Source organism: Shewanella sp. KCT (assembly GCF_007636505.1).
Lineage (GTDB): Bacteria > Pseudomonadota > Gammaproteobacteria > Enterobacterales > Shewanellaceae > Shewanella > Shewanella halotolerans.
The window spans coordinates 110,892-136,269 of record NZ_LVDJ01000009.1; the positions used below are offsets into that span (position 1 = coordinate 110,892).

Here is a 25,378-nt window from a genome sequence, read left to right on the forward strand (position 1 = left end):
TCTGAAGTGTTGCAATACTGTAAAAGGTTTATTGCCAGTTATTATATATCACTTTTGTATTCTAATGTATGTTTATGTATATAAAACTTGTTGTGAAAGCCATAGTTAGCGCAAAATCGGTCCAACTTCGGGGCAAACAGGCTTATTTTCCAAGCCTATTTTTAACGTTTATTTTCGAAGCTTAATTTCGAGAAGTGGCTAGAAACTATAGCCAGCGACATAGGCTAGCAGCATAAGTTAGCGACATAAGTTAACCGCGTAATGGAAGGGTTTTAAGCTGATGGGAGATAAAAAAGTTTAAGGCTTCCCTGCCTTAAACATAAAACTAGCACTTAACACTTAGCACGAGCTAAACCTGTAGTTGGGGGGGTAGATGTTTTGCTTAAAGAGCGGCTTTCCTTAGATCAAGACTCTGCCTGGACAATGGCTTAGATGAAACCATAGCGATTCGAGGGATCTTGACGGGGTCTAATTGCAGCTCATCCGGGATAGTCAGCTGGTCACTCCCCATGTAACTAAACCAGGTATTGCGCGAACTCGTCTTGGCCTGGTACAGCGCCATATCGGCAAGATGAACCACCTGCTCCCAGCTTAGCTTATCCGCCTGGGCTGTGGAGAAGGGGTAGGGGGCGGCGCCGACCGAGGCGGTGATCTTTATGGTGCGCTTAGCGTCGAGTTCGATCTCCATCGACTCGATGGCGTGACGGACTTTTTCCGCGAGATGGTTTATCTCCCGGCGATCGATAAAACGTGCCACCACCAGAAACTCCTCACCGCCCCAGCGCACCACATAATCATAGTTGCGAAACAGTGTAGTCAGTCGCTGACCCACTTGGCTCAGCACGCGATCGCCGGCCAGATGACCATAGGTGTCATTAATGGGCTTAAAGTGATCGATATCTATGATGAGCGCCAATAAGTCGGCTTTGCTTGGCAGCTCTTCATTCCTTAACTGCGTGGCGTCATAGCTGCGGTCGACCCTATTCAGGTCTTGGGCAATCATCTCTTCGATGAAGCGGCGATTCTTAAGGCCGGTCAGGGGATCTCTGTGACTCATCTCCTGCAGGCGCAGGTTTTCAAGTTGCAGCGCCTGAGTGCGTTCATCGATCGCTTGCTCCAATCGTGTTTTGGACAGGCTACTCGCCTGTCTATAAACCCGCTGCATCACCAAGGCGATGGCAATGAGCGGCGCAAGATAGTGAAGCAGCAGATTCGGATAATGGGCTTTGAGCTTGCCCAGCCATGAGGAGGCAGTGCCGGCCTGACGGCTTGGGTCGTACGGCGGTGATACAGAGGTGCGGGGATTTGGGGAAAGCCCCGCGGATGCCATACTCGATTGTCTCGGGGCAAACTGAAGCTGGTTACTGCTCTGCTTAAGTTTAGGGCTTGCGGTGGCGACCATGCTATAGGGTGCGGCCAACGCACCAGGCATGAGGGCGTGAGATGTGAGTGCATAAGGCATGAGCATAGGCTGAGCCTGGCTAGCACTCGCTGCGACTTGGCTAGAGACTAGTAGCATTAGGCTACAGGCAAAGCATGTAGTTGTTTTGAGTGTGAGCTGTCGAAAACGCCTAGCCATAACCGGATACCTCTTGTTTGAACGCTAACATCAGTGGGCATTTCATCGGTGAATTTGTAATGAATTTGTTGCCAATAAGTCCGTTTGTTACACCGTGTATTCTTTTGTATATAAATGTATATTATGTGCCAGAGTGGATTTTTGCAACAGCGGAGTGGATTTTTGCGGCAGGGACGTGGATTTTTGCGATAGCGTAGTGGATTTTAAAGATAGTGGCTTAAGTCGCCCAGAAGGTAGGAAAAAGGGGGATAGAGGGGGATGGTCATAAATCGTCATGGCAAGATACAGAGCAGGGGCGCCCGCTTCTCCCGGACGCCCTTATATGATTGTGCTAACGCTAGCCTTGGTCTATTTGCTGGCGGCGCTGTGACGCGCTAGCAGGTTGGCGGTGACATCCTCCAGGCTAAGCTCTTGATCTTCAAGTAGCACCAGCAGGTGATAGATGAGGTCTGAGGCCTCGTTGATCAGCTCCTCCTTGTCATGGGTGGCGGCCGCCAGGGCGGTCTCCAGTCCCTCTTCGCCGACCTTCTGGGCGATCCGTTTGGTGCCGCGCTCGAACAGGTGCGCCGTGTAGCTGCTCTTGGCATCTTGCCCCTTACGCGAGGCGATGAGATTTGCCAGGTTGTCGATAAAGGGATGCGCCTCGCCGTCGGGCCAGCAGCTTTCCCGTTCCAGGTGGCAGGTGGGGCCGTTGGGGATCACCTGCACCAGCAGGCTGTCGTTGTCACAGTCGCTGTCGATGGCGATAAGATCTAGGGTGTTGCCCGAGGTTTCGCCCTTGGTCCACAGGCGCTGCTTGCTGCGACTGAAGAAGGTGACCTTGCGGCTTGCCAGGGTCTGGGCCAGCGCCTCTTGGTTCATATAGCCCAGCATCAACACCTTACCCGTGAGGTGGTTCTGGACCACGGCGGGTAGCAACCCCTGCTTTTTGTCCCAATCTAAGTTGTTAAAATCTTCTAGGTTTTTCATCTTTATTCCTTGAACAAATTTGGGGCGGTTACAGGCGCATCTGTACACCATTGTCGAGCAGGTATCGCTTAAGCGCCTCTATCTCTATGATCCCTTTGTGAAAGACGCTGGCCGCGAGGGCCGCATCCACACCCGCCTGGGTGAACACCTCGAGGAAGTGTTCCATGGTGCCGGCGCCGCCCGAGGCGATGAGGGGCACGTCGCAGATGGCGCGCACCATGGCGAGTTGCTTGACGTCATAGCCCTGGCGAACGCCATCCTGGTTCATCACGTTCAGCACTATCTCGCCGCAGCCACGTTTCTGCACCTCTTCCACCCAGTCTTGGGTGTACCACTGGGTATCTTTGGTGGCGGCCTCGTCACCGGTAAATTGCTTCACCTTGTAGCTGTCGGTATCGGCGTCATAGTAAGAGTCGATACCTATCACGATACATTGACGGCCAAACTCATCCTGCAGGCGGTCGATCAGGCTGGGGTCGCTCAGGGCTGGCGAGTTTATCGAGATCTTATCGGCGCCGAACGCCAGCTTTTCCCGCGCCTGCTCGATACTCTTGATGCCGCCGGCGACGCAGAAGGGGATATCTATCTGCTCGGCGACGCGGCTGACCCAGCTCTTGTCCACCACTCTGTCGTGGGCGCTGGCGGTGATGTCGTAAAATACCAACTCGTCGGCGCCCTCAGCTGCGTAGCGGGCGGCCAGAGGTACTATGTCGCCGACGATCTCATGGTTACGAAACTGAACCCCCTTGACCACCTTACCATCACGGACATCCAGACAGGGAACTATGCGTTTGGCCAGCATGCGATCGCCTCCTTCACGGTAAAGTTGTTGATGAGTAGGGCCTTGCCTATGATGATGCCACTGGCGCCGCTATCACGCACGGCGCTCACATCGTCCAGGGTGGCGATGCCGCCCGAGGCCTGCCACTCAATATCGGGATAACGCGCCGCGATCTCCTGATAGAGCTGGGTATTGCTGCCTTGCAGTGTGCCGTCACGGCTGATGTCGGTAACCAGGGCGTGCTTGAGCCCATAGGGGGCGAAGGTGGCCACCAGAGATTCCAGCGTCTTACCGCCGCCACTCTGCCAGCCGGACACGGCGACTATTTTCTCACCCGCCTCGTTGATGTTCACATCCAGTGCCAGGCAGATGGCGTCGCTGCCGTAGGTCTGGAGCCAGGATTGCACCAGCTCTGGCTGTTTGACGGCGAGGGAGCCTATCACCACCCGCTTGACCCCGAGATCTAACAGCTCCTTGACCTGGGCCTCGCTGCGAATGCCGCCGCCGACCTGAATGTTGGCCTCGAGATTCTCGACCAGTTCACCTATGAGTCGGGTCTGGCGTCTGTCTGGGTCTTTTGCACCCGTCAGATCGACGATATGTAGCCAGGTGGCGCCTTGGGCCTGATAGGCCTGTAGCTGGGCGAGCGGGCTCAGATCGAAGGTGGTCTGTTGGGCATAATCGCCCTGATAGAGACGCACCACTTGGCCCTCGATGAGATCGATTGCTGGGATGATCATTGGGCGCTCTCCTGTGTAGATTTGTGGTTACCGGCAAAGCTGCCGGCATTCATTTTCATAAAGTTTCTTAATATGGTGGCGCCCACCGCGGCGCTTTTTTCCGGGTGGAACTGCACCCCCATGAAGTTATCTTTTGCGATGGCGGCGCTAAAGCCCTCGCCATATTCGCACTTGGCGATGGTGAAATCGCCCAGTGGCGCCCGGTAGCTGTGAACGAAATAGACATAGCTGCCCTCGGCCACCCCGGCAAACAGTGGGTGATCGCCCGGGCTTATCTGATTCCAACCCATGTGGGGCAGTGGCAGTCCCTTGGCGTCCAGCTGCTCGATATTGGCGTCGATCAGCCCAAGGCACTGACAGTTCTTGCTACTATTCCCGTAACTTAAGCCACCGCGCTCCTGTGAGGCCTTGGTCAGCATCTGCATGCCGAGGCAGACGCCAAGCACAGGCTGGGTGAGGGAGCAGATGGTGTCGATAAGTTTCTTGTCTTTCAGCGCCTTCATGGCGGCCCTGGCGGTACCAACGCCCGGTAGCACGACTCGGGTGGCTGCCTTTATCTTGTCGATATCGTCACTCACCTCGACGTCGGCGCCGATCCGCTCGAAGGCGTAACGCACCGAGCTCAAATTAGCGCAGCCGGTATCTATGATGATGGTATCGGATTGGGTCATAGCACCCCCTTGCTCGATGGCAGGGCGTCGCCTTCGACCTTCACCGCCTGGCGCAGGGTGCGGCCAAAGACCTTAAACAGGCTCTCCACCTTGTGGTGATCGTTATCGCCCTGGGTAGACAGGTGCAGGGTGCAGCGCAGGCCATCGGCGAGGGATCGGAAGAAGTGGGGTACCATCTCAGTGGCCATCTCGCCGACCATCTCGCGCTCGAACTGCCCCTCAAACTTGATGAAGGGGCGACCCGAGAGATCCAGCAGGCAGCTGGCACTGGCTTCATCCATCGGGATGCTAAAGCCGAAGCGGGCGATGCCGCGTTTATCGCCTAGGGCCTGCCTGAGGGCATCACCAATGGCCAGCGCCGTGTCTTCGACGCTGTGGTGATCGTCTATTTCAAGATCGCCATCGACGCTCACATCCAGCCTGAAGTTACCGTGGGTGGCGATTTGATCCAGCATGTGGTCGAAGAAACCGATGCCGGTATTGATGCTGCTCTTTAGCTTACTGTCGAGATCGACAGTGACCTTGATGTCGGTTTCCTTGGTGGTGCGCACCACCGTCGCCACGCGATTACCCCCAAGCAGTTGTTCGGCGATGGCGTCCCAGTTCAAGGTGTCGCGATTGTACTGTATGCCTGTGATACCCATCGCCTCGGCCAGGCCCAGATCGGTTGCTCTATCGCCAATCACCGCCGATTGGGTAAAGTCGACCCGACCCTCGGTGAGGTAAGCCTTGACCAGACCCAGCTTAGGTTTGCGGCAGCTACAGTTTTCATCGTCGAAGTGTGGGCAGATGAGCACCTCATCGAACTTGACCCCCTGGCTGTTGAAGATCTGCATCATCATATCTTGGGGGGCATCGAAGTCATCCTTGGGGAAGGAGGGGGTGCCAAGGCCGTCCTGATTGCTCACCATCACCAAGCGGTAGCCGGCGCCCTGTAGCTTAAGCAGTGCGGGGATCACCTGAGGCTCAAATACCAGCTTGGCCAGGCTATCGACCTGCTTGTCGGTGACAGGCTCCTCGATCAGTGTGCCATCGCGGTCGATAAAGAGGATTTTCTGTTTCATCATGCTTCTACCTTAAATCTGCTTCTATCTTAAATTTGTCGTTATTGTCTGGCTGGCTGGGGCTTTACTTCGCTTTGCCACTAGGCCTTGAGTATGGCAAGCAGCGTCTCGGTCTGGGCGTCGCTGGCAAAGCTAAAACGTATCGCATCGGCAAGGGCCGGGTCTTTGTAGGCCCTGGCGACCACACCCGCCTGTTTGAGACGTGCCTGCATCTCACCGACTTTTATCTCATTTGCCTGGTCGAAATAGGCCAGCACGAAGTTGCCATAGGCAGGCAGCACTCTGGCGCCAGCTTCTCGTAAGGCGTCAGCGAGTCGTTGGCCGTTGGCCTTGAGCTGAGCGACCTGAGTCTGCATTCGGGCTATCCCTTCCTGACTTAGCGCATCTATCGCCAGCGTGGCGACCGGTAGCGGTACGGGATAGGGGGCGATCACCCGCATCACCATCTCGATGACCTCAGGGTTGGCCAGCATGAAGCCGCAGCGGGCACCGGCTAGGGCGAAGGACTTGGACAGGGTGCGTAGCACCACCAGGTTGTCGTACTTATCCAGCAGGCTTGCCACGCTGTAGTCCGGGCAAAACTCGATATAGGCTTCATCCACCACCACCAAGGTATCGGGCAGGCTGCGGATCACTGCCTCTATGGCGTCTGGGGCGATCACTGTGCCGGTTGGGTTGTTGGGATTGCAGATAAACACTAGCTTGGCATCGCCGACCTGGCTGCAAAGTACTTGTGGCAGCTGATACTCACTATCCAAGCGCAGCGCCTTGACGCCGACGTTGAAGGTCTTGGCGCTGATGGCGTACATGCCGTAGGTGGGGCCGAAGCAGGCGATGCTGTCCCGCCCCGGGATACAGAAGGTGCGGATAAGCAGCTCTATGGCTTCATCGGCGCCGCGACTGGTGAGTACCTGTTGATTACTTACGCCCGCATACTCGGCATAACGCGTAATAAGCTCCGGCGGCTGGCACTCAGGGTAGCGGTTTAGGCCATCCAGGTCGCTGTTGTTAAAGGGTGACTCGTTGGCATTGATCCAAATTTGCCCCTCGCCGCCGATGCGGCGCGCCGACTGATAGGGCTCAAGCGTCAGGAGCTCGGGTCTGGCGAGACGCTCGGCGAGCGATGTCGCGTTAACATTCATCTTAGCTTCTACACTCATCTTATTTCTCCTCGCCCGGTAGCGTGGCAAGGCGTACGGCGACGGCATTTCTGTGGGCATCGAGCTGCTCGGCGCTGGCCAGGGTCATCACGCACTCGCCTAGGCCCTGTAGCCCTTGGGCGCTCAGCTCCTGCACGGTGAAGCGGCGGCTAAAGTCGGCCAGCGACAGGCTGGAGACGGCGCGGCTATAGCCATAGGTTGGCAACACGTGATTGGTGCCGCTGGCGTAATCGCCAACTGACTCTGGCGTGTAGGCGCCAAGAAATACCGAGCCGGCGGCGCGGATTTTACTCAGCAGTTCACGGGGGGCACGGGTCTGAATGATCAGGTGCTCAGGGCCATAGCGGTTAGAGACCTCGGCGGCCTGGGCCATATCCTCGACAATCAGGGTGCGACTGGCGCTCAGGGCCTGCATGGCGATCTCGGCTCTGGGCAGTCTTGCCAGTTGCTCGCCAAGGCTCTGGTTGACGGCGTCTGCCAAAGTTTGGCTGTCGGTGACCAGCATTACCTGAGAGTCGGGGCCGTGCTCGGCTTGAGAGAGGAGATCAGCGGCGATGAAGTCGGGATTGGCCTCATTATCTGCGATCACAAGCACCTCTGAGGGGCCGGCGGGCATGTCTATGCTGACCACGCAGCGGCTGTCCTGGGCAACTAAGCGCTTGGCCTCGGTGACATAACGGTTGCCCGGGCCGAAGATCTTATCGACCGCAGGCACAGATTCTGTCCCCAGCGCTAAGGCGGCGATCGCCTGGGCGCCGCCTATCTGATAGATATCTGTGATGCCACAGGCCTTGGCAGCATAGACGATAGCATCGTCGATCGGTGGTGGGCTGACCAACACCCGCTGCTCACAACCGGCTATCTTGGCCGGCAGTGCCAGCATCAGCACGGTAGAGATAAGCGGCGCACTGCCACCGGGAATATAGAGGCCCACCTTTTCGATAGCTTCGCTTCGCAGCTCGCAGCGCACTCCGACTTGGGTCTCAAGGTCGATCCCCTTGAAGGCCTGGGCCTGGTGAAAGGTCTCGATGTTCTGTTTGGCCTGCTCGATAGCCGCCTTGATCTCGGGCGTCACTCGCTCGCTGGCGGCTTCTATCGCCGTATCGCTAAGGCGCAGGGCGTCGAGTTCTACCTTATCGAATTTTTGTGAGAAGGCTTTTAGCGCCGCGTCGCCCTGGCTGGCTACTTGGTCGATAATCGTTTTGACCTGCTGCTCAAGGTTGGCGTCGCCAATCAGGGGCGAGCGCGACAGGGCCTCTCGTCTTGCCTGGTCATCGAGCGCCTGCCAGTCGAGGCGCTGCATCTGTGTGGATGTCATGGTGTTTGTCGTCATGGCGTTATCCCATCATCTTTTCGATTGGCATTACCAGGATGGAGCTGGCCCCCAGCTGGGTCAGGGCCTCCATGGTATCCCAGAAGAGATCTTCGCTGCTGACTGCGTGGATCGCCACGCGATTGGTGTCGTCGTTCAGCGGCAGTACGGTCGGGTTCTCGGCGCCTGGTAGTAGGGCGACGATCTGATCCAGTGTTTCGGTCGGAGCGTGCAGCAGGATATATTTGCTCTCCTTGGCGCGCACCACACCGTTGACGCGGGAGAGGATCTTGTCGATCAGCGCCTGTTTGGCCTCGCTCTGCTCCTGGGTCGATTGGATGATGCAGGCCATGGAGCGGTAGATCACCTCAGTCTCGTACAGGCCGTTGGCCTCTAACGTCGCGCCGGTTGAGACCAGATCGCAGATACCGTCTGCCAGGCCGGCGCGGGGGGCCACCTCTACCGAGCCCTTGAGCATACAGTCGCGATAGCTAATGCCTTTCTCCTGCATGTAGCGGCGTAGCAGGTTAGGGTAGGAGGTGGCGATGCGCAGGCCCTCGAGCGAGCTGGCGTCCTGATAGCGCAATTCGGTGGGCACCGCCAGCGACAGGCGACAGGCGCCGAAATCCAGTTGGCGCAGTTTGATGCACTCGCTCGGCTTGTCCAAGGTTTGACGCTCGATCTGCTCCTCTTCGAGCACGTTCTCGCCTATGATGCCCAGGTCGACCACGCCGTCCATCACCAGGCCGGGAATGTCGTCGTCACGGACACGTAATAGGTCAATAGGCATGTTGTCAGAGTGGGCGATGAGGCGCTGTTCGTTAACGTTAAACTTAATGCCACAGCTCTTGAGCAGCTTCTGGGATTCCTTGGACAGGCGGCCGGACTTTTGAATGGCGATACGTAATCGGTTTGACTCTGACATAGGATGTTTCCTCATTTGTTGATTCAGTAAAATTGTTTAAATCGTTTTAAAACAAAATCTTAAGCTAAAAACTAAAAACCCCCGGAATTCCTTCCAGGGGTCTTAGATCGCTTTTGAATCAACCGCCAGAAGGAAATAGTCCTCCGGCAGTAAGCATCCGAAGGCTACCGCATATGATGGTGATGATGGATAGTATTCAAACGCTGTGTCATGTTCTGTCTTCTCTCGCCTAGTGCTGCGTGTACTTGCTTTGTGTATTAGCGGGGGCAGTGTCTGCCCTAAGTTGTATTTAAACTAATCAAGTTTTTCGGTGTATGCAAGCGCTAATTTGGGTCGATTGAAAATTATTCAACTAACACTGCAATATCCCCATTGGATCTCAATGATTTCCTGTTTATTTATCGCGGGTGCTTTGTGGCTTGTACTGGGTAAGAAAATCCGCATAATGCCAGCATGTCATTTTAAACATTAACTATCATCAGCCATTCATTGAATAAACGACTGATCCAAGATGTACAGCAGGTATTCGCCCCAGATGGCAGCTTAAGCCGTCATATCAAGGGCTATAGCTGTCGTGTCCAGCAGCAGACGATGGCGACTCGGGTGAGCGAGACCCTGCAAAAGGGCGACAACCTGGTGGTCGAGGCGGGCACGGGCGTGGGCAAGACCTACGCCTATCTGGTGCCGTCGCTACTCAGCGGTAAGCAGGTCATCGTCAGCACCGGCAGTAAGAACCTGCAGGAGCAGTTATTTTTCAAAGATCTGCCCGCACTGCTCAACATCTTAGGGATCAGGCCAAAAGTGGCTCTGCTCAAGGGGCGCAGCAACTACCTGTGCCAATACCTGATGGAGAAGCAGCTCAGCGGCGTCGAGGTGAACGATGGCAAGATCCTCGATGACCTGCTGCGAATCGATCAGTGGGCCAGCCAGACTGTGGATGGTGACATCGGCAGTCTCTACGCCGTGCCGGAAAACTCCCCGGCGATCCCGCTGGTGGTGAGCAGTAAAGAGTCCTGTATAGGTAAGGCCTGCGATCACTATGAGGCCTGCTTCACCCGTAAGGCCCGCGCCAAGGCACTGGATGCCAAGGTAATAGTGGTCAACCATCACCTGTTTTTCGCCGATCGCATCCTAAAAGAGACGGGATTTGCCGAGCTGTTACCCGACAGCGACGTGGTGATCTTCGACGAGGCGCATCTGCTGCCTGATATCGCCGTGACCTATTTCGGCCAGCAGCTCAGTATCAAGAGCCTCATCCGTCTGTTGGAACGTTTTAACGAGCTCTATCGCACTCAGATGGCCGATTCGCCGCAAATTGGCGCCATGACGGCCCGCTGCCATACTCAGCTGATCCATTGGCAGGGGCTGCTGTTTGCCAGCGAGGAGCGTGATTGGCGACGGCTTATCGGCGATAAGGCCCTGATGGAGGCGGCCTGGGCACTGGTCTCAGAGCTGACCGCCTATCGCACCATGCTGCTGGGCTATCTTGGCCGCAACGAGGCGTTCGATGATGGCGTCGAAAAAATCGATGGGCTGCTCAGCAAGTTAACCGTGTTTATTCAATGCGATAACCCAGATAGCGCCTACAGCATAGACTATGGTTATCAGCACCTGACCTTGAGGATCTCGCCCATCAAGGTGGCTAAGGAGTGTCAGTCGCTGTTTAGCCCGGATGTCAGCTGGATCTTTACCTCGGCCACCTTGCAGATCAATCGCGACCTGTCGCTGTTTACCAAGGCGATGGGGCTGGAGAAGGCCAACACGAGTATATTGGACAGTCCCTTCGACTATCGGCGCCAATCCCTGTTCTGTGTGCCGCGCCATCTGGCGTCGGTCACCAGTCAGGAGCGGGCCGCCAGGCAGCTGGTGGAGGTGGCGGTGAAGGCGATAAACGCCGCCAAGGGGCGCACCTTCATGCTGTTCACCAGCCATCGCATGCTCAATCTGGTGGCGGTGATGTTACAGGGGCGGGTCGACTATCCGCTCCTGGTACAGGGCCAGGCGGGCAAGCAGACTTTGCTTAAGAAATATCGACAGCTAGGCAACGCCGTGCTGCTGGGCACAGGTGCCTTCTGGGAAGGGGTGGATGTGCGCGGTAAGCTGCTGAGCTGCGTCATCATCGACAAGCTGCCCTTCGTTTCGCCGGACGATAATCTCTACAAGGCCAGGGCCGACGGGGTGCAGCGTGAGGGCAAAGATCCCTTCATGACCTTGTCGCTGCCCCAGGCGGTGATAGCGCTTAACCAGGGCGTCGGCCGCCTGATTCGTGATGAGAAAGACAGGGGCGTGTTGATCCTCTGCGACAATCGCATCGTCAATCGCCCCTATGGTCAGGCCTTTATCAACTCGCTGCCGCCCATGCATCGCACCCGTGATCTCGACAGTGCGGTGCGATTCCTACAAACCATAGACTAGCGCTAAGCCTGCTTAGTGCAGCTTCATCCGTGGGCGCACCACTCGCATCATCTTCTCCACCAACCAGAGGGCGATGGTCTTGGCCAGGCCGTGAATTGCTTTTTGGTGCATGCGGTAGAGGGAGATATACATGAAGCGGGCGATCTTTCCCTCGACAAACATGCTGTCTTTGGTGAGGTTGCCCATCAGGCTGCCCACGGTACTAAAGCGTGACAGATTGACCAGGGAGCCGTGATCCACATACTCATACTCGGTGAGACCCAGGCCTCTGAGCTCATTGAGAATATTGTGCTCGACACACTGGGCCATCTGGTGCGCCGACTGGGCCCTGGGCGGCACGAAGCTGCCATCGGCCTGCTCACAGGCGCAGCAATCGCCGATCACATAGAGATCGTCATGGCCTTGGGCCTGCAGGGTAGGACGCACCAATATCTGATTGGCGCGGTTGAGGTTAAGTCCCTCTATCTGCTTGATAAAATCAGGCGCCTTGACCCCGGCCGCCCACAGCATCAAGTTGGCGGCGATCAACTCGCCGTCAGCAGTGACAAAGCCCTTAGAGGTCGCCTCTTCGATACGGGTGTTTTGTCGCACCGACACGCCCAGCTTAATCAGCTCGCGGGTGGCCGAGGCGGCGATTCGCTCGGGCAGGGCGGGTAAGATGCGCGGGCCCGCCTCGATCAGTGTGATACTCAGCCTGTCGGCGGTCATCTTGCTCAGGCCATAACTCTTGAGCAGATCGGTCACATGGTAGAGTTCGGCGGACAGCTCCACCCCAGTCGCACCACCGCCGACGATGGCAATATTGAGCTTTTGCTGTTCCTCCGATTGATGCATGCGGGTGAAGCTGTCGAGCAGGGCGTTGTGAAAACGGTTCGCCTGGTGGTGGGAGTCGAGAAAGAAGCAGTGCTCCTTCACGCCTGGGGTGCCAAAGTCGTTGCTGACGCTGCCAACGGCCAGCACTAAGGTGTCGTACTCAAGTTCTCTGGCGGGCAGTAGTGCCTCGCCTTTATCGTTGCAGATGGCGCAGAGCTGTAAACGTTTGCCCTTAAGGTCCAGCCCGGTGAGTTCCCCCAATTGAAACTGGTAGCCATGTTTAACCGCGTGGGCGGAGTAGACTACGCCGTCGAGGTCGGCATCGAGTGAGCCTGTGGCCACCTCATGGAGCAAGGGTTTCCAGATATGCGTGCGATTTTTGTCTATCAGCAGGATCTCGGCCCTCTGCTTCTTGCCTAACTTGTGTCCCAGTTGGGTGGCCAGGCCGAGTCCGCCGGCACCGCCGCCCACAATCACGATTCTTGGGATCTTTGCACTCATCGACAACTCCTTCTATTGGGGGCGCGGCGCTCGGCGCCGCTTGCGCGTCTGTATCAGTCCGGCGCAGATGATAAGGCCACAGCCCATTAATTGTATCGGGGTGAGGTGCTCGGCAAACAGGCTCCAGCCGAGGATCACCACGGTCACAGGTTCGATATAGGCCAAGGTGCCGAAGGTGGCCGCGGGCAACACCCGTAGCGCCTTGACCGCGAATAAGATCGCCAGAAAGCCGGGAAATACGCCGATCAGCGCCAGCCAGAACCATTGGGTTAAGCTGGGGAGCACGGCTTGATGTAGGGCGAAGGGCAGCAAGCAGAGGGCGCCGAAACTCAGTTGGATAAGCGTGCTCTGGTAGGGGCTGGCACTGGCGGGCCTGCGATTGATTAACATGAAACCGCTGTAGCTCAGCAGGGCCAGCAGGGCAAAGCCATAGCCCTTGAGTTCGGCCGTGCTGCCCGTGAGGCTCTCAAGGCTCGGCAAGATGGCTACGACGCCAATAAGGGCGATGCCTATGGCCAGCAGGTCCTGGCGCGTCAGCCGCTCATGGAAGAGGAAGTGAGCGCCAATGGCGCTGACCAGGGGGGCGAGATAGATCAGCATCACCGCATTGGCCATGTTGATGTAACCTATGGATTGCACGTAAAACACCATGAAACCGGCGAGCATAGCGCCATTAAACAGATGGCGTTTCCCCGGACGATGCAGGATCTGCCGGGCCTTGCCTGTGGCAAGCATGTAGGCGATGAGGCAGGCGGCGCCGATCAGCAGGCGGTAAAAGGTGATGATACTGGCATCGAGGTTGGCGGTGCGCGCCAGTGCGCCGATTGTGCCCATTAAAATAGCCGAGCCTAGTGCCATCATCACGGCCTGGGAGGAGGAATGGGATGGCAATTGTGATAGCGGTTGGGGCTGTGCTCTTGATTGACTCATTACGTCATTAGCCTACATCTGAGTACGACTCTAGATCCTTGGGTTGAGTGTCTATGCTAGCTTTCTGTATCTGATTTTGTATTAGGTCATTAGCTTGCGTGCTGGCTAAACCGCCGACTTTAGCGCTGATTTAAGCTAAGAAGCCGATAAGCGTGAGCCTATCCTATCGGGTTTATCTTAAAGAGAAAACGGATTTTTCGCCTTGGCGTCGATATCAACTCAAGGGGCTATAGAGCCAGCGGATCGGTAACGCCTAGCCGCTAAGATCCCTAGGTTTACCGCTATGGCACGGGCAATTAAGGCTATACCTAAGCGGGTTTTACGTTATAATCGGCGCCATTCATCCTATGGTTTTGGCGATAAGGGGTTAGCGCAGTTCGATTAGCAGCGCAATGCCATGATATCGCGACAGATTTGGTTCGTTTTTGCATGCCGAAAAATAAAGATTTCTCAGCCCCGTTAAGTTTACTCGCCCTGGACACCTGCACTGAGTTTTGTTCGGTCGCCCTGCAATATCAGGGACAGGTGTTTGCCCGTGAGGCCGATGCGCCGCGGGAACACAGCCAACGCTTGCTGCCCATGGTGCAGGAGGTGCTGCAAGAGGCGGGGATCGCGCTGAGTCAGGTAGATGTGATCGCCTATGGCCGTGGGCCAGGCAGCTTCACCGGGATCCGCATCTGCACCTCAATGACCCAGGGGCTGGCCTTAGGCCAAGATCTTCCCGTGGTGGGGATCTCAACCTTGGCGGCCATGGCTCAGGCGGCTATCGAGATCAAGGGGGCGACTCAGATAGCAACCGCCATCGATGCGCGCATGGGCGAGATCTACTACGGCGAGTACCTCGCCGTCGATGGCTTGGCGAGCCTGGTTGGGGAAGAGCGGGTCTGTGCGCCAGAGGAGTTGTCGAGCCAGCTGGCTTTTGATACGCCCCTTGCCGCCTGTGGCACAGGCTTCGATGCCTACCCGGCGCTATTGACCGAGCAGATGAGCCTGGTCGAGGAAGCCAAATTCCCACTCGCGCGCTTTATGTTGCCGCTGGCAGAAGCCGCGGTGAAGGCGGGGCTGGCGACCGATGTGGATCAGTTAAAACCTGTGTATCTGCGTGATACCGTGACCTGGAAAAAACTGCCCGGTCGCGAGTAATTTAGTGTAGGCTTGAAGCAGTATCGTGTAACCAGACTGTCAGGAGAGTAGGGGGAATTACTTTGATGCAAGTTTCGTCATCTAACCTGATGCCTGGGCTCTCTTCGGGTGCCTCTGCCATTAGCGATGCTATCGCCCCACAGCAGGATCTGCGGACCAATGTTATCGATGTGTCGCCAGTGGGGCCGGCCGTGCCCGCAAGGGATAATGTCGATCTCGCTAATGCCAATACAAATGTGGCTAGCGATGCAACTGGCGACGCCACTAAGTTGGTCGAGCGCAAGCAAGAGTCCCTCGAAGAGCGGCTCAGCGCCAAGCTTGAATACGATCAACAGACCGGTGGCAGTCGCGGCGCCATAGGCCAATATCTGCTGCACCAACACGCCGCCCAGCGCGATGCCATCTCCCAGATGGTGGGCATAGACACCTATGTCTAGGTTCATGTTTAGCTAGGTTCATGTTTAGTCTCGTATACAGGGATATGTTTAGTCTTCAATAAAGGTAGATGTTTCGGCGTAGCGCCAGCGTGCCTAAAGTGCCGGCCATTAAGGCATCAACAACCTATAGGACGGGTTCTTCAGTATGGCTTTTTCTATCGATTCTCCCTCTTCTCGCGCCGGTATGCCATCTCGCAGCCTCTTCATGGTTGAGCTGCTGCTGGCTTTAGTCGTCACCCGCATTCCCTATCTAAGCGTGCCCTTTAAGTGGCTGGAGAGTTATTTTCACGAGGCGTCTCACGCCCTGGCGACCCTGATTAGCGGCGGGATAGTGAGTCATATCGAGCTCTATCCCAATGGCGCCGGTCTGTGCGTGAGCCAGGGAGGCTGGCCCGTGTTGATTGGCTTTGCCGGCTATTTCGGCGCCGCGCTCTGGGGGCTACTCATCTTTCATCTGGCCACCTGGGCCAGGGGGATCCGCGTCAGCTTTAGCTGTCTCGGGCTGGTGGTGTTGCTGAGTATCGTGCTCTGGGGGCGGGACCTGCTCACCGTCGCTATCTTGCTGATGCTCGCCTTGCTGTTTCTGCTGCCGTTAAAACTCAGTCATAGCCCACTGCTGACCTTTGCCCTCAGGGTGATGGCGCTGATGGTGATGTTGAACGCGCTCGCCAGCCCCACAGTGCTGCTGGGCATGCCGGGGCGCGGCGATGCGGCCATGCTGGCGGAGCAGACCTGGATCCCGGCCTGGATCTGGGTCGGTATCTGGCTGCTCACCAGTTTAACCATGCTCTGGCTCTGTTGGCGCCGGGTCGATAGTGCCAATCAGCTGAGCGCGCAAAAAGTGTAACCGACTGTATATCTAGTTTAATTTTCGTTATTAGCCTGATAGCTTAGGTGTTTTAGCCTTATCTAATATCTAGGGAGAGAATATGAAGAGTTTAACCTTAGCGGCCTCACTGGCATTAGCCATAGGCGTGGCGGCACCTAGCCTAGTCAGCCCAAACTATGCCCAGGCTAACGAGACACACCTAGTCAATCAGCAGGTCACAGATGCGCTCACCAATCCACTGAGACAAGCGGCAAACATGGAGCGTGATCAGTATCGTCACCCGGGTGAGACCCTGAGCTTCTTCGGCGTTAAGCCAAGCGATACTCTGGTGGAACTCTGGCCGGGCGGTGGTTGGTACGCCGAGATCCTCGCCCCTTACTTGGCGAAAGAGGGTCGCTATATCGCCGCGAATTTCGATGCCAACCCGCCTGAAGGCCTAGAGGTACCCGGCTATCGTATCCGCCTGGGCAAGGCGCTGGACAAGTGGCTCAAGGATCATGGCGATACCTTAGGCCAGGCATCGAGTATCAGTTTCGACCCTCCAAGGCTTATAGAGCTTGGCGCGCCTAACAGCGCAGATGTGGTGCTGACCTTCAGAAATCTGCACAACTGGGCCAAGTCCGGGGTATTGGAGCAGGTGTTCGACTCGGCCTACAAGGTATTAAAGCCTGGTGGTACCTTTGGCGTGGTGGAGCACAGGGCAAACCCTGGCATGGATCTGAGCACAGGTTACATGGTGCAGGATGAGATGATCGCGCTTGCCGAGAAAGTCGGCTTTACCCTGGTGGCCACCAGTGAGGTCAATGCCAACCCTAAAGACAGCAAAGATCATCCTAAGGGCGTCTGGACTCTGCCGCCGAGCCTGCGTCTTGGCGATCAGGATAAAGCCAAGTATCTTGCCATCGGCGAGAGCGACCGCATGACGCTTAAATTTGTGAAGAAGTCTTAATCATGAGCGATCCGCTAGCCCCTCTGTGTCAGCCCTCAAGTGATGGCAATGAAGTGATGCTATCACTGCCCCATATTCGTCTCTCTGGTCGGCTGTGGGGGGAGGCGGATAAACCTCTGCTATTGGCGCTGCACGGTTGGCTGGATAACGCCAACAGCTTTGCGCCCTTGGCGGAGCATTTAAGCGAGTACCGCCTGCTGGCAATCGATTGGCCGGGCCACGGCGCGTCGCAGCACAGGCCCGGTGGCTATCCGCTGCACTGGATAGACTACCTCTATGATCTCGAGCTGCTTATCGATGCCATAGTGCGTCATCAGCCCCTGCATGGCGTGATAGGTCACTCGCTGGGCGGCATAGTGGCCTCGGCCTACAGCGCCGCCTTTGCCGAGAAGGCCAAGCATTGGATCGTTATCGAGGCGCTCGCACCGCTGTTTGAGGCGCCCGCTAAGAGCAAGCTAAGACTCAGGCGCAGCTTCGATGCCCATCAGCGGGCGGCCATGAGTCAGCTCGCACCTAAGCCTGTGGTGCTGGATGCTGCCGTCAGGGCGAGGCACAAACTGACCGGGCTGGATATGCCCTGGTGTAAGCTAATTCTCGAGCGCAATTTGCAGCTAACAGACGGTCACTATTATTGGCGCAGCGACCCCAGACTCAAACTAGATTCCCCCATGAGGCTCGATTTTGACCATGTCAGCGGCCTGATGCAGGGCCACGCTGGCAAGGTGCTGGTCATTAGAGGCAAAGAAGGTTATCCCCTGATGGGCTATCACCAGACAGAAAAGGTGTCTGAAGCCCATGATACGGCTGGCGAAGATCTATGTGAAACCGCCGCCAGTTGGTATCAAGATCTCACTCAGGTGACCCTCGAAGGTGACCATCATCTCCATATGGGTAATAGTCTGGAGGTGGCTGCGGCAATTAAGGCATTTTTAGCGTGACAGCCCCTCGGGGAGGGATGGTAAAATTACACTAGGATTTTTACTCTAATTGTGTGATGATGTTCAAAATTAAAACGCCCGTATGATTTTTAGGGTGTTACCTACAATATTTATAAGTCAGTGTTTAGTTTCTGTTTTTGAAACCTTAAGTGAATGGCCTCATTCACCTAACTCTGCCTGGGGATTTAGGAGAGACTCGTGGAACAGCTTTGGACGAAAAATTTACCCCATGATGTGCCCGCTATTATCGATGCAAAGCAATACAGCTCGCTGATCGACCTGTTTGAAAGCTCGGTAGCCAAGTATGCCGATCAGCCTGCCTTTGTGAACATGGGCGCGACGCTGACCTATCGAAAACTCGAAGAGCGCAGCCGTGCCTTTGCGGCTTATCTGCAAAACGAACTCAAGCTGCAGAAGGGCGATCGCGTGGCGATCATGATGCCTAACCTGCTGCAGTATCCCATCGCCCTGTTCGGCATATTGCGTGCCGGCATGGTGGTGGTCAACGTGAACCCTCTGTATACCCCAAGAGAATTGAAGCATCAGCTCAACGACTCGGGTGCCAAGGCGATCGTCGTGGTATCTAACTTTGCCAATACCTTAGAGCAGGTTGTGGATCAGACGCCGGTGAAGAGCGTGATCCTAACCGGTCTTGGCGATCTCTTGAGCGCGCCTAAGCGCACCCTGGTGAACTTTGTGGTCAAGTACATCAAGAAGATGGTGCCTAAGTATCATCTGCCACATGCCATCTCTATGCGTCAGTCCCTCTCTAAGGGGCGCCGCCTGCAGTATGTGAAGCCGACCATCAAGGGGGACGATATCGCCTTCTTGCAATACACCGGCGGCACCACTGGTGTGTCTAAGGGCGCCATGCTGACCCATGGCAATATCGTCAGCAACCTGCTGCAGGCCGACGCGGCCTATTCGCCGCTGCTCGCCGATGGTAAGGAGTTTGTGGTTACCGCACTGCCGCTGTATCACATCTTCGCCCTGACGGTGAACTGCCTCTTGTTCCTGCATAAAGGCGCGAACAACCTGCTGATCACTAACCCAAGGGATATCCCGGCCTTCGTGTCTGAGTTGAAGAAGCATCCATTCACGGCGCTTACCGGGGTGAACACCTTGTTTAACGCCCTGGTCAGCTCAGAAGAGTTTAAGACCTTGGATTTCTCCAATCTTAAGCTTTCTATCGGTGGCGGTATGGCGGTGCAGCGCGCCGTGGCCGATAAGTGGCAGGGGATCACCAAGACGCGCCTGCTGGAAGGTTACGGTCTGACCGAGGCCTCGCCGCTGCTGACCTGCTGCCCCTATAACCTGGAGGGCTACAACGGCTCTATCGGCTTCCCGGTCGCCAATACCGACATACAGGTGCGTGACGAAGAGGGCAATGTGCTTCCTCAGGGCGAGACCGGCGAGCTGTTTGCCAAGGGTCCTCAGGTGATGAAAGGCTACTGGCAGCGCCCGGAAGAGACGGCCAAGGTGATCGATAAGGATGGCTATCTGGCCACCGGCGATATCGGTTACATGGATGAGCAAGGCTTCTTCTTTATCGTGGATCGCAAGAAGGATATGATCTTGGTCTCTGGCTTTAACGTCTTCCCTAACGAGGTGGAAGAGGTGGTTGCCCTGCATCCTAAGGTGCTGGAAGTGGCCGCCGTCGGCGTTCCCCATGAGGTGAGCGGCGAGCTGGTGAAGGTATTTGTAGTACCAAAAGACAAATCTTTGACCGAAGAGCAGGTGATCAAGCACTGTCGTCATCATTTGACGGGATATAAAATTCCTAAGCTGGTAGAATTCAGGGATGAGCTACCTAAGAGCAACGTGGGCAAGATCTTACGCCGCGAGTTGCGTGACGAAGCCAAATCGGCCTAGTTATATAGGAAACCACCCGTTGTAGGTGACTCAAAGCCGGCATTATGCCGGCTTTTGTGTTCACCGAGCCATAGCATTTGGAGATGAGATTTGACCTTTCAATATGTAGAGGATGACGCCAGCCTAACAGAGTTGGTGGACAAGTATCGTCAGGCTAAGGTCCTGATGTTGGATACCGAATTCGTTCGCACCCGCACCTATTACGCCAAGCTGGGACTGATCCAGGTTTATGACGGCGAGACCCTGGCGCTGATCGATCCTGTGGCGGTAAGCGACCTCTCTGCATTTTGGGCCCTGCTGGAGCGCGACGATATGGTAAGCGTGCTGCACTCTTGCAGCGAAGATCTCGAAGTCTTGGCCCGTTACGGTCGCTGCCAGCCTAAGGTGCTGTTCGACAGCCAGATCGCCGCCGCCTTCTGTGGTTGGGGACATGGCATGGGCTACGCCAAGCTGGTGGAGCACTGCCTGGGCGTGCAGCTGGATAAGGGCGAGTCGCGCACCGACTGGATGAAACGTCCGCTCAGCGATGCTCAGTTGCAGTATGCCGCCAACGATGTGGATTATCTCTATCGGCTCTACCCTCAGCTGCTTGAAAAGCTTCAAGAGAGTGGCAGAATGCCTTGGCTGCTGGAAGAGGGTGAGCGTATGACCCAGGGGCGTCTTGAGAGCCCGGATGGTGACACCGCCTATCTCAAGGTGAAGAACGCCTTCCAGCTAAGCCCTAAACAACTGGCCTATCTGAAGGTGCTCGCCAAGTGGCGCCTGCAAAAGGCGCTGGACAGAGACTTGGCCCTGGGCTTCGTGATTAAAGATCACGCCCTGCTGGCGCTGGCCAAGAAGCAGCCCAAATCTACCGGCGAGATCTTTAGGATGACAGAGCTGACCGAGCAGGAGAAACGCATGCATGCCAAGGCGATCATCGCCGAGATGGCCAAGGCGGATCTGGAAAACCTGCCCGAGGCTATCGATGTTATTGCACTAAAACCTGGCTACAAGTCGGCCTTCAAGGCGATAAAACAGGCCTTGACCCAGGTGGCTGAAACCCATGAGGTGCCTATGGAGCTGCTGGGCTCTAAGCGTCATATCCATGAGTACCTGCAGTGGCGCTGGAATGACGGTCAGGGCGAGATGCCCCTGGTGTTACAGGGCTGGCGCGGTGAGCTGAGTCAGGAAGCCTTGGCCGAGATCAGCTGCTAAGGCAGGATTATCCAACTTGCTAAACGCCAAACGGCGCCCATGAAAAAGCCCTCAAAAGAGGGCTTTTCTGTATGCATATTCTGGCTATTGAGCAAGACCTGCTCGTCGCCTAAGACTTTTCCGGCAGGGTCACGTTCAGTTCCAGTACCGACAGGTTGTCGTCGTTCTGATCCAGCTGCACCGACACCTGATCGCTGTCTATCTGCACATACTTGCGGATCACCTCGATGATCTCCTGCTTCATCGCCGGGAAGTAGTCTGGCGCGTCACGCTCGCCGCGCTGATGGGCGACGATGATCTGCAATCTCTCCTTGGCGGTGGTTGCGGTCGTAGGCTCTTTTTTCGCTCTGAAGTAATCGAGTAAAGACATAATTAGCTACCAAATATCCTTTTCAAGAATCCTTTTTTCTCTTCGGTGACGAAACGCATCTCTACGTCTTCACCCGTTAGTCGTGCCACGGCGTCGCTGTATGCCTTACCGGCATCGCTCTCTTGGTCGATGATCACAGGTACGCCCGAGTTAGAGGCCTTGAGCACGGCTTGTGACTCGGGGATCACCCCAAGCAGCGGAATGGCCAAGATCTCCTCTACGTCGGCCACGCTCAGCATCTCGCCGGTGGCGACGCGAGTAGGGGAGTAACGTGTCAGTAGCAGCAGCTCCTTGACCGGCTCAAGACCCTCTTCGGCGCGCTTAGACTTGCTCTGCAACATGCCCAGGATACGGTCCGAGTCGCGCACCGAGCTAACCTCTGGGTTGGTGGTGACGATCGCCGTGTCGGCAAAATAGAGGGCCATCATGGCGCCGGTTTCGATACCCGCAGGTGAGTCGCAGATGATGTATTCGAACTCTTGCTTAAGCTCGTCCAGTACGCGGCCCACGCCTTCTTTGGTCAGGGCGTCTTTATCACGGGTCTGAGAGGCGGGCAGCACGAACAGCTTGCTGGTGCGCTTGTCTTTGATCAGCGCCTGATTCAGGTTGGCTTCGCCGTTGATCACATTGACGAAGTCGTACACCACGCGGCGCTCACACCCCATGATGAGGTCCAGGTTACGCAGGCCGATATCGAAATCGACCACGACGGTTTTATGTCCTTTCAATGCCAGGCCGGTGGCAATGGCCGCACTCGAAGTGGTCTTGCCCACTCCACCCTTACCTGAGGTGACAACAATAATTTGTGCCATGTTTGTTTCTGTCCTTTTCAATTTCTATAGCGATAGTGCTTCGACGGTAAGGCTGTCGCCGTCAAGCCTGATGCAACCGCTCTTGATCGAGGCATGTGCCTGTAGATTCTCGGTTAACCAATATTGCCCGGCGATGGAGACCAGCTCGGCATCGATATTCTGGGCGATGATCACGGCATTCTTGTCGCCATTGGCACCCGCCATGGCCTTGCCTCTAAGACTACCGTATATGTGTATGCTGCCATCTGCAATCACTTCTGCGCCATTACCCACGGCGCCTATGATGATGAGATCGCCATTTTGCGCGTAAATCTGCTGACCCGAGCGAATGTTCTGCTTCACTATCTTGGTGGTTTTCGGCAGCTGCGGCTGGGTCTGACTCTGTTTGCCAGACTTGATCAGTGCAAGCCCCAAAGCCTTGGCTTGATTGGCGATAGCACTCGGCGCGCCTGTGATCCCCACAATCACCAACTGCCTGGAGATCAAGAGATCTTTGAGGCCGGCGAGGTTGTAATCGGGGTCTGAGATGGCGCTGAGGTTAACCACCAGGGGCGCACCAAGAAAAAACTGCGGCGCGATGGCCAGTTTATCGTCGAGTTCGCGGGCGATTCCGTCGAGATCTGCATCATTAATATGCAGCACTGAAAGCGTAAATGAAGAGCCTTTTAATTCGAGGCTAGGTTTCTGCATTCCTAAACTTGCTCTTGATAAAATTAACCGGCTCGCGCCGGCTAGATATTATTATAATCCTTGCGCTCCATGTTATAGTGTGCGCAATTTGCTGGCAAGTTGAATAAACTGGAAATTTCACCCTATATGATCTGTGCTGTATATAAGAGTCGCTTAAAACCCGATAGCTATCTTTTTGTGGAGAAACGCAACGATTTCGAGCGTGTACCCGAGCCTCTGATGAAGATGTTTGGCACGCCAGAACTGGTGATGTTGCTGCCGCTAAACAAACGTGAACAGTTAGCCCTTGCCGATATCGAAAAAGTAAAAGTTGAACTAGCCGAGAAGGGGTATTATCTTCAATTACCACCACCGCCGGTTAACCTACTCGAAGAGTACAAGAAAGAGATAGGTTATAGCAGAGACTAGTTACCGATAGGAAAGTGCATGTTTTTGAAGAATGTTTTGCTAAGTGCTCTACTTGCAAATGGCTTGGTTTTGACCAGCCCCTTGCAAGCCCAAGAGTCAGCGCTCAGTTACGATCAATATCTCTCTGAGTTAAAGCAGCAAGCAGTCGAGCAGGGGATCGCCCAAGGCACCATAGACGCGGTTTTCGATCAGATAAAGCTGTTCAAGAAAGCTGTGGTTAACGAACCCGCCGCCAATGGCCCACAAAATCTGGATACCTATCTCCCAGAGCGGGTCAGCGAAGCCCTGGTAGAGCAGGCGAGAGGCCTGTATCGAGACAACAAGGCGCTTTTCGACCGTCTCGGTAAGGAATATGGCGTTCAGCCAAGGTTTGTACTGGCCTACTGGGGCATAGCCTCGGCCTTCGATGCCAGCGACTATCCGGCGCTGACGGTGATCGCCTCCAACGCCTATCACGGTGATGGCCAGGATGAAGCGTTTCTCGCGGCGCTTAAGCTGATGGAGCGTGACCAGCTCAGCTTCGACAGCCTCAAGAGCGATGCCACCGGCCTGATGGGCTACCCCCACTTTACCCCCAAGCAGCTGGCCAAGTATGGCAAAGATGGTAATGGCGACGGTAAGGTGGATATCTGGCAGAACCTCGCCGATGCCTTCGCCACCACGGCAAACTATCTCAAGCAGCTCGGCTGGGATTATGATGGCACCTGGGGACGCCAGGTGAGATCCCCTAGCGAACTGCCCAAGGATCTGGTGGGGCTAGAGGTACACAAAGGCTTTGATCAGTGGCAGGCGCTCGGCGTAAGGCGCTTCAATGGCAGCGACCTGCCATCACGCAAAGATATGCAGGTGTCGCTGATAAGGCCCGATGGCGAAGGCGGTCGCAGCTATCTGGTGTATGACAACTACCGGGTACTGAGACAGACCCAGGCATCGGATCATCTGACCCTGGCTGTGACCTACCTGTCAGAAAGAATTAAGTATCCTGAGATAAAATAGGCTACTCGAGACGCCGAGCCGGTATTTGCTGGCTTGGCGCCTAAGCACTCCGCCAACTCCAGGTCATCGAATTTATGGCCTTTAAAAGAGTTGGCCCTTGAAAGAATTGTAAAGATGTCGTTTTGGAAAGAGAAAACCCTCGCAGAGTTGAGTGCCCAGGAATGGGAATCGCTGTGCGATGGCTGTGGTAAGTGTTGCCTCAATAAGATCATCGACGATGAAACCGATGAGCTCTACTACACCAACGCCGCCTGTAAGCTGCTCGATGCAAAGGCGTGTCATTGCATGCACTATGAGCAGCGTTTTACCTTCGTTCCTAGCTGCACCAAGGTGACGGTGGATAACATCGCCGAACTCACCTGGCTGCCAGACAGCTGCGCTTACCGCCGTCTGTATCAGGGCCGGGACCTTCCCAGTTGGCATCCGCTGTTAACCGGCGACAAGACCAAGATGCATGAGCTGGGGATGTCGACCCGCAACAAGATAGTGAATGAGAACAAGGTCAGGTACCTTGAGGACCATATCGTTTTGTGGCCGCTGAAAGACTGTGACTAGTTCTTCACTCAACTAGTGAAAAGTGGTTTTAGTCTTCTTTGACTGCAATCACTTTGCTGTAGCGTTAGCCATCAATGTTACTTATTGCCTGCGGCAGGCTCTTCGTGCAGGTGCTGCTGCGGCACGCTGTAAACCCCTCCTTGGGCGCTCTACGACAGCATCCCTGCTGTCGAAGGCCTCAGCCGCACCTGCACCAAGTTAATTGTCTCTTCGATTTAACCTTGCTGGTATCGGATGATGTTTGGGCCGAGCGTCTAGCGACGTTTTGTATTTGGAAGGGCGCCTAGAATCATCTCTTCATGGTGGATCAATTGCCTCCGGG

General features: G+C 55.7%; 25 protein-coding genes. 11 read left to right on the forward strand and 14 right to left on the reverse strand.

Annotation, left to right across the window (positions count from 1 at the left end; translation table 11 throughout):
* Positions 1 to 382 precede the first annotated feature (382 nt).
* The 9 genes from AYI87_RS13850 to hisG all read right to left on the reverse strand — a co-directional run bounded on the left by AYI87_RS13850 (position 383) and on the right by hisG (position 9,201).
* Complete coding sequence (locus AYI87_RS13850) at positions 383 to 1,462, reverse strand: GGDEF domain-containing protein (RefSeq protein WP_186300630.1); 1,080 nt, start codon at positions 1,460 to 1,462, stop codon at positions 383 to 385.
* Positions 1,463 to 1,927: 465 nt separating this feature from the next.
* A complete protein-coding gene (hisIE, locus tag AYI87_RS13855) occupies positions 1,928 to 2,548 on the reverse strand; it encodes a bifunctional phosphoribosyl-AMP cyclohydrolase/phosphoribosyl-ATP diphosphatase HisIE (RefSeq protein ID WP_144203005.1) in 621 nt (206 codons plus the stop codon).
* A gap of 28 nt (positions 2,549 to 2,576) precedes the next feature.
* A complete protein-coding gene (gene hisF / locus AYI87_RS13860; RefSeq protein WP_144203008.1) occupies positions 2,577 to 3,350 on the reverse strand; it encodes an imidazole glycerol phosphate synthase subunit HisF in 774 nt (257 codons plus the stop codon).
* Positions 3,332 to 4,069: a 1-(5-phosphoribosyl)-5-[(5-phosphoribosylamino)methylideneamino]imidazole-4-carboxamide isomerase gene (hisA, locus tag AYI87_RS13865; protein ID WP_144203011.1), complete on the reverse strand. Its 738-nt coding sequence runs from the start codon at positions 4,067 to 4,069 to the stop codon at positions 3,332 to 3,334. Before hisA ends, hisF begins: the two co-directional genes overlap by 19 nt.
* On the reverse strand, positions 4,066 to 4,740 hold the full coding sequence (hisH, locus tag AYI87_RS13870; RefSeq protein WP_144203013.1) for an imidazole glycerol phosphate synthase subunit HisH: 675 nt from the start codon (positions 4,738 to 4,740) through the stop codon (positions 4,066 to 4,068). The genes hisA and hisH overlap by 4 nt, the downstream gene beginning before the upstream one ends.
* On the reverse strand, positions 4,737 to 5,804 hold the full coding sequence (gene hisB / locus AYI87_RS13875; RefSeq protein WP_144203219.1) for a bifunctional histidinol-phosphatase/imidazoleglycerol-phosphate dehydratase HisB: 1,068 nt from the start codon (positions 5,802 to 5,804) through the stop codon (positions 4,737 to 4,739). The genes hisH and hisB overlap by 4 nt, the downstream gene beginning before the upstream one ends.
* Before the next feature lie 80 nt (positions 5,805 to 5,884).
* Positions 5,885 to 6,964 (reverse strand): histidinol-phosphate transaminase, encoded by a 1,080-nt coding sequence (gene hisC / locus AYI87_RS13880; RefSeq protein ID WP_144203016.1) that lies wholly within the window; start codon positions 6,962 to 6,964, stop codon positions 5,885 to 5,887.
* Position 6,965: 1 nt separating this feature from the next.
* A complete protein-coding gene (gene hisD / locus AYI87_RS13885) occupies positions 6,966 to 8,267 on the reverse strand; it encodes a histidinol dehydrogenase (protein WP_144203221.1) in 1,302 nt (433 codons plus the stop codon).
* Between the two features lie 34 nt (positions 8,268 to 8,301).
* Positions 8,302 to 9,201, reverse strand: coding sequence for an ATP phosphoribosyltransferase (hisG, locus tag AYI87_RS13890; RefSeq protein WP_144203018.1), 900 nt, complete (start codon positions 9,199 to 9,201; stop codon positions 8,302 to 8,304).
* 489 nt (positions 9,202 to 9,690) lie between these two features.
* On the opposite strand from hisG, the gene AYI87_RS13895 reads away from it, so the two are divergent.
* Positions 9,691 to 11,616, forward strand: coding sequence for an ATP-dependent DNA helicase (locus AYI87_RS13895; RefSeq protein WP_144203021.1), 1,926 nt, complete (start codon positions 9,691 to 9,693; stop codon positions 11,614 to 11,616).
* A gap of 12 nt (positions 11,617 to 11,628) precedes the next feature.
* Here AYI87_RS13895 and AYI87_RS13900 read toward each other — a convergent pair whose 3' ends face one another.
* Both AYI87_RS13900 and AYI87_RS13905 read right to left on the reverse strand, forming a co-directional pair.
* Positions 11,629 to 12,930, reverse strand: a complete 1,302-nt coding sequence (locus AYI87_RS13900) for an NAD(P)/FAD-dependent oxidoreductase (RefSeq protein ID WP_144203024.1) — start codon at positions 12,928 to 12,930, stop codon at positions 11,629 to 11,631.
* Positions 12,931 to 12,942: 12 nt separating this feature from the next.
* Positions 12,943 to 13,860 (reverse strand): DMT family transporter, encoded by a 918-nt coding sequence (locus AYI87_RS13905; RefSeq protein WP_144203040.1) that lies wholly within the window; start codon positions 13,858 to 13,860, stop codon positions 12,943 to 12,945.
* 429 nt (positions 13,861 to 14,289) lie between these two features.
* On the opposite strand from AYI87_RS13905, the gene tsaB reads away from it, so the two are divergent.
* The 7 genes from tsaB to rnd all read left to right on the forward strand — a co-directional run bounded on the left by tsaB (position 14,290) and on the right by rnd (position 21,225).
* On the forward strand, positions 14,290 to 15,003 hold the full coding sequence (tsaB, locus tag AYI87_RS13910; RefSeq protein ID WP_144203043.1) for a tRNA (adenosine(37)-N6)-threonylcarbamoyltransferase complex dimerization subunit type 1 TsaB: 714 nt from the start codon (positions 14,290 to 14,292) through the stop codon (positions 15,001 to 15,003).
* Between the two features lie 65 nt (positions 15,004 to 15,068).
* A complete protein-coding gene (locus AYI87_RS13915; protein WP_144203046.1) occupies positions 15,069 to 15,440 on the forward strand; it encodes a hypothetical protein in 372 nt (123 codons plus the stop codon).
* 145 nt (positions 15,441 to 15,585) lie between these two features.
* The gene (locus AYI87_RS13920; RefSeq protein WP_144203048.1) at positions 15,586 to 16,287 is read left to right on the forward strand and encodes a M50 family metallopeptidase; all 702 of its coding nucleotides are present in this window, start codon (positions 15,586 to 15,588) and stop codon (positions 16,285 to 16,287) included.
* 82 nt (positions 16,288 to 16,369) lie between these two features.
* Positions 16,370 to 17,218: a class I SAM-dependent methyltransferase gene (locus AYI87_RS13925; RefSeq protein ID WP_144203051.1), complete on the forward strand. Its 849-nt coding sequence runs from the start codon at positions 16,370 to 16,372 to the stop codon at positions 17,216 to 17,218.
* A 2-nt stretch (positions 17,219 to 17,220) separates the two neighbouring features.
* Positions 17,221 to 18,156, forward strand: coding sequence for an alpha/beta fold hydrolase (locus tag AYI87_RS13930; protein WP_144203054.1), 936 nt, complete (start codon positions 17,221 to 17,223; stop codon positions 18,154 to 18,156).
* A gap of 198 nt (positions 18,157 to 18,354) precedes the next feature.
* Positions 18,355 to 20,028, forward strand: coding sequence for a long-chain-fatty-acid--CoA ligase FadD (fadD, locus tag AYI87_RS13935; RefSeq protein WP_144203057.1), 1,674 nt, complete (start codon positions 18,355 to 18,357; stop codon positions 20,026 to 20,028).
* 90 nt (positions 20,029 to 20,118) lie between these two features.
* A complete protein-coding gene (gene rnd, locus AYI87_RS13940; RefSeq protein WP_144203059.1) occupies positions 20,119 to 21,225 on the forward strand; it encodes a ribonuclease D in 1,107 nt (368 codons plus the stop codon).
* 109 nt (positions 21,226 to 21,334) lie between these two features.
* Here the strand turns inward: rnd and minE are convergent, their stop codons facing one another.
* Genes minE through minC form a run of 3 tightly spaced genes read right to left on the reverse strand, consistent with a single transcriptional unit; the run spans position 21,335 to position 23,097 of the window.
* A complete protein-coding gene (gene minE, locus AYI87_RS13945; RefSeq protein WP_144203062.1) occupies positions 21,335 to 21,595 on the reverse strand; it encodes a cell division topological specificity factor MinE in 261 nt (86 codons plus the stop codon).
* Between the two features lie 2 nt (positions 21,596 to 21,597).
* Positions 21,598 to 22,407 (reverse strand): septum site-determining protein MinD, encoded by an 810-nt coding sequence (gene minD, locus AYI87_RS13950; RefSeq protein WP_144203065.1) that lies wholly within the window; start codon positions 22,405 to 22,407, stop codon positions 21,598 to 21,600.
* Positions 22,408 to 22,431: 24 nt separating this feature from the next.
* Entirely contained in the window at positions 22,432 to 23,097 is a 666-nt protein-coding gene (gene minC, locus AYI87_RS13955; protein ID WP_144203067.1) for a septum site-determining protein MinC, read from the reverse strand.
* Positions 23,098 to 23,223: 126 nt separating this feature from the next.
* Here minC and AYI87_RS13960 point away from each other — a divergent pair, with 126 nt between their 5' ends.
* The 3 genes from AYI87_RS13960 to AYI87_RS13970 all read left to right on the forward strand — a co-directional run bounded on the left by AYI87_RS13960 (position 23,224) and on the right by AYI87_RS13970 (position 25,056).
* Positions 23,224 to 23,505, forward strand: coding sequence for a YcgL domain-containing protein (locus AYI87_RS13960; RefSeq protein WP_011865981.1), 282 nt, complete (start codon positions 23,224 to 23,226; stop codon positions 23,503 to 23,505).
* A 69-nt stretch (positions 23,506 to 23,574) separates the two neighbouring features.
* A complete protein-coding gene (locus AYI87_RS13965) occupies positions 23,575 to 24,501 on the forward strand; it encodes a lytic transglycosylase domain-containing protein (RefSeq protein WP_186300631.1) in 927 nt (308 codons plus the stop codon).
* A gap of 114 nt (positions 24,502 to 24,615) precedes the next feature.
* Complete coding sequence (locus AYI87_RS13970; RefSeq protein WP_144203072.1) at positions 24,616 to 25,056, forward strand: YcgN family cysteine cluster protein; 441 nt, start codon at positions 24,616 to 24,618, stop codon at positions 25,054 to 25,056.
* Positions 25,057 to 25,378 lie beyond the last annotated feature (322 nt).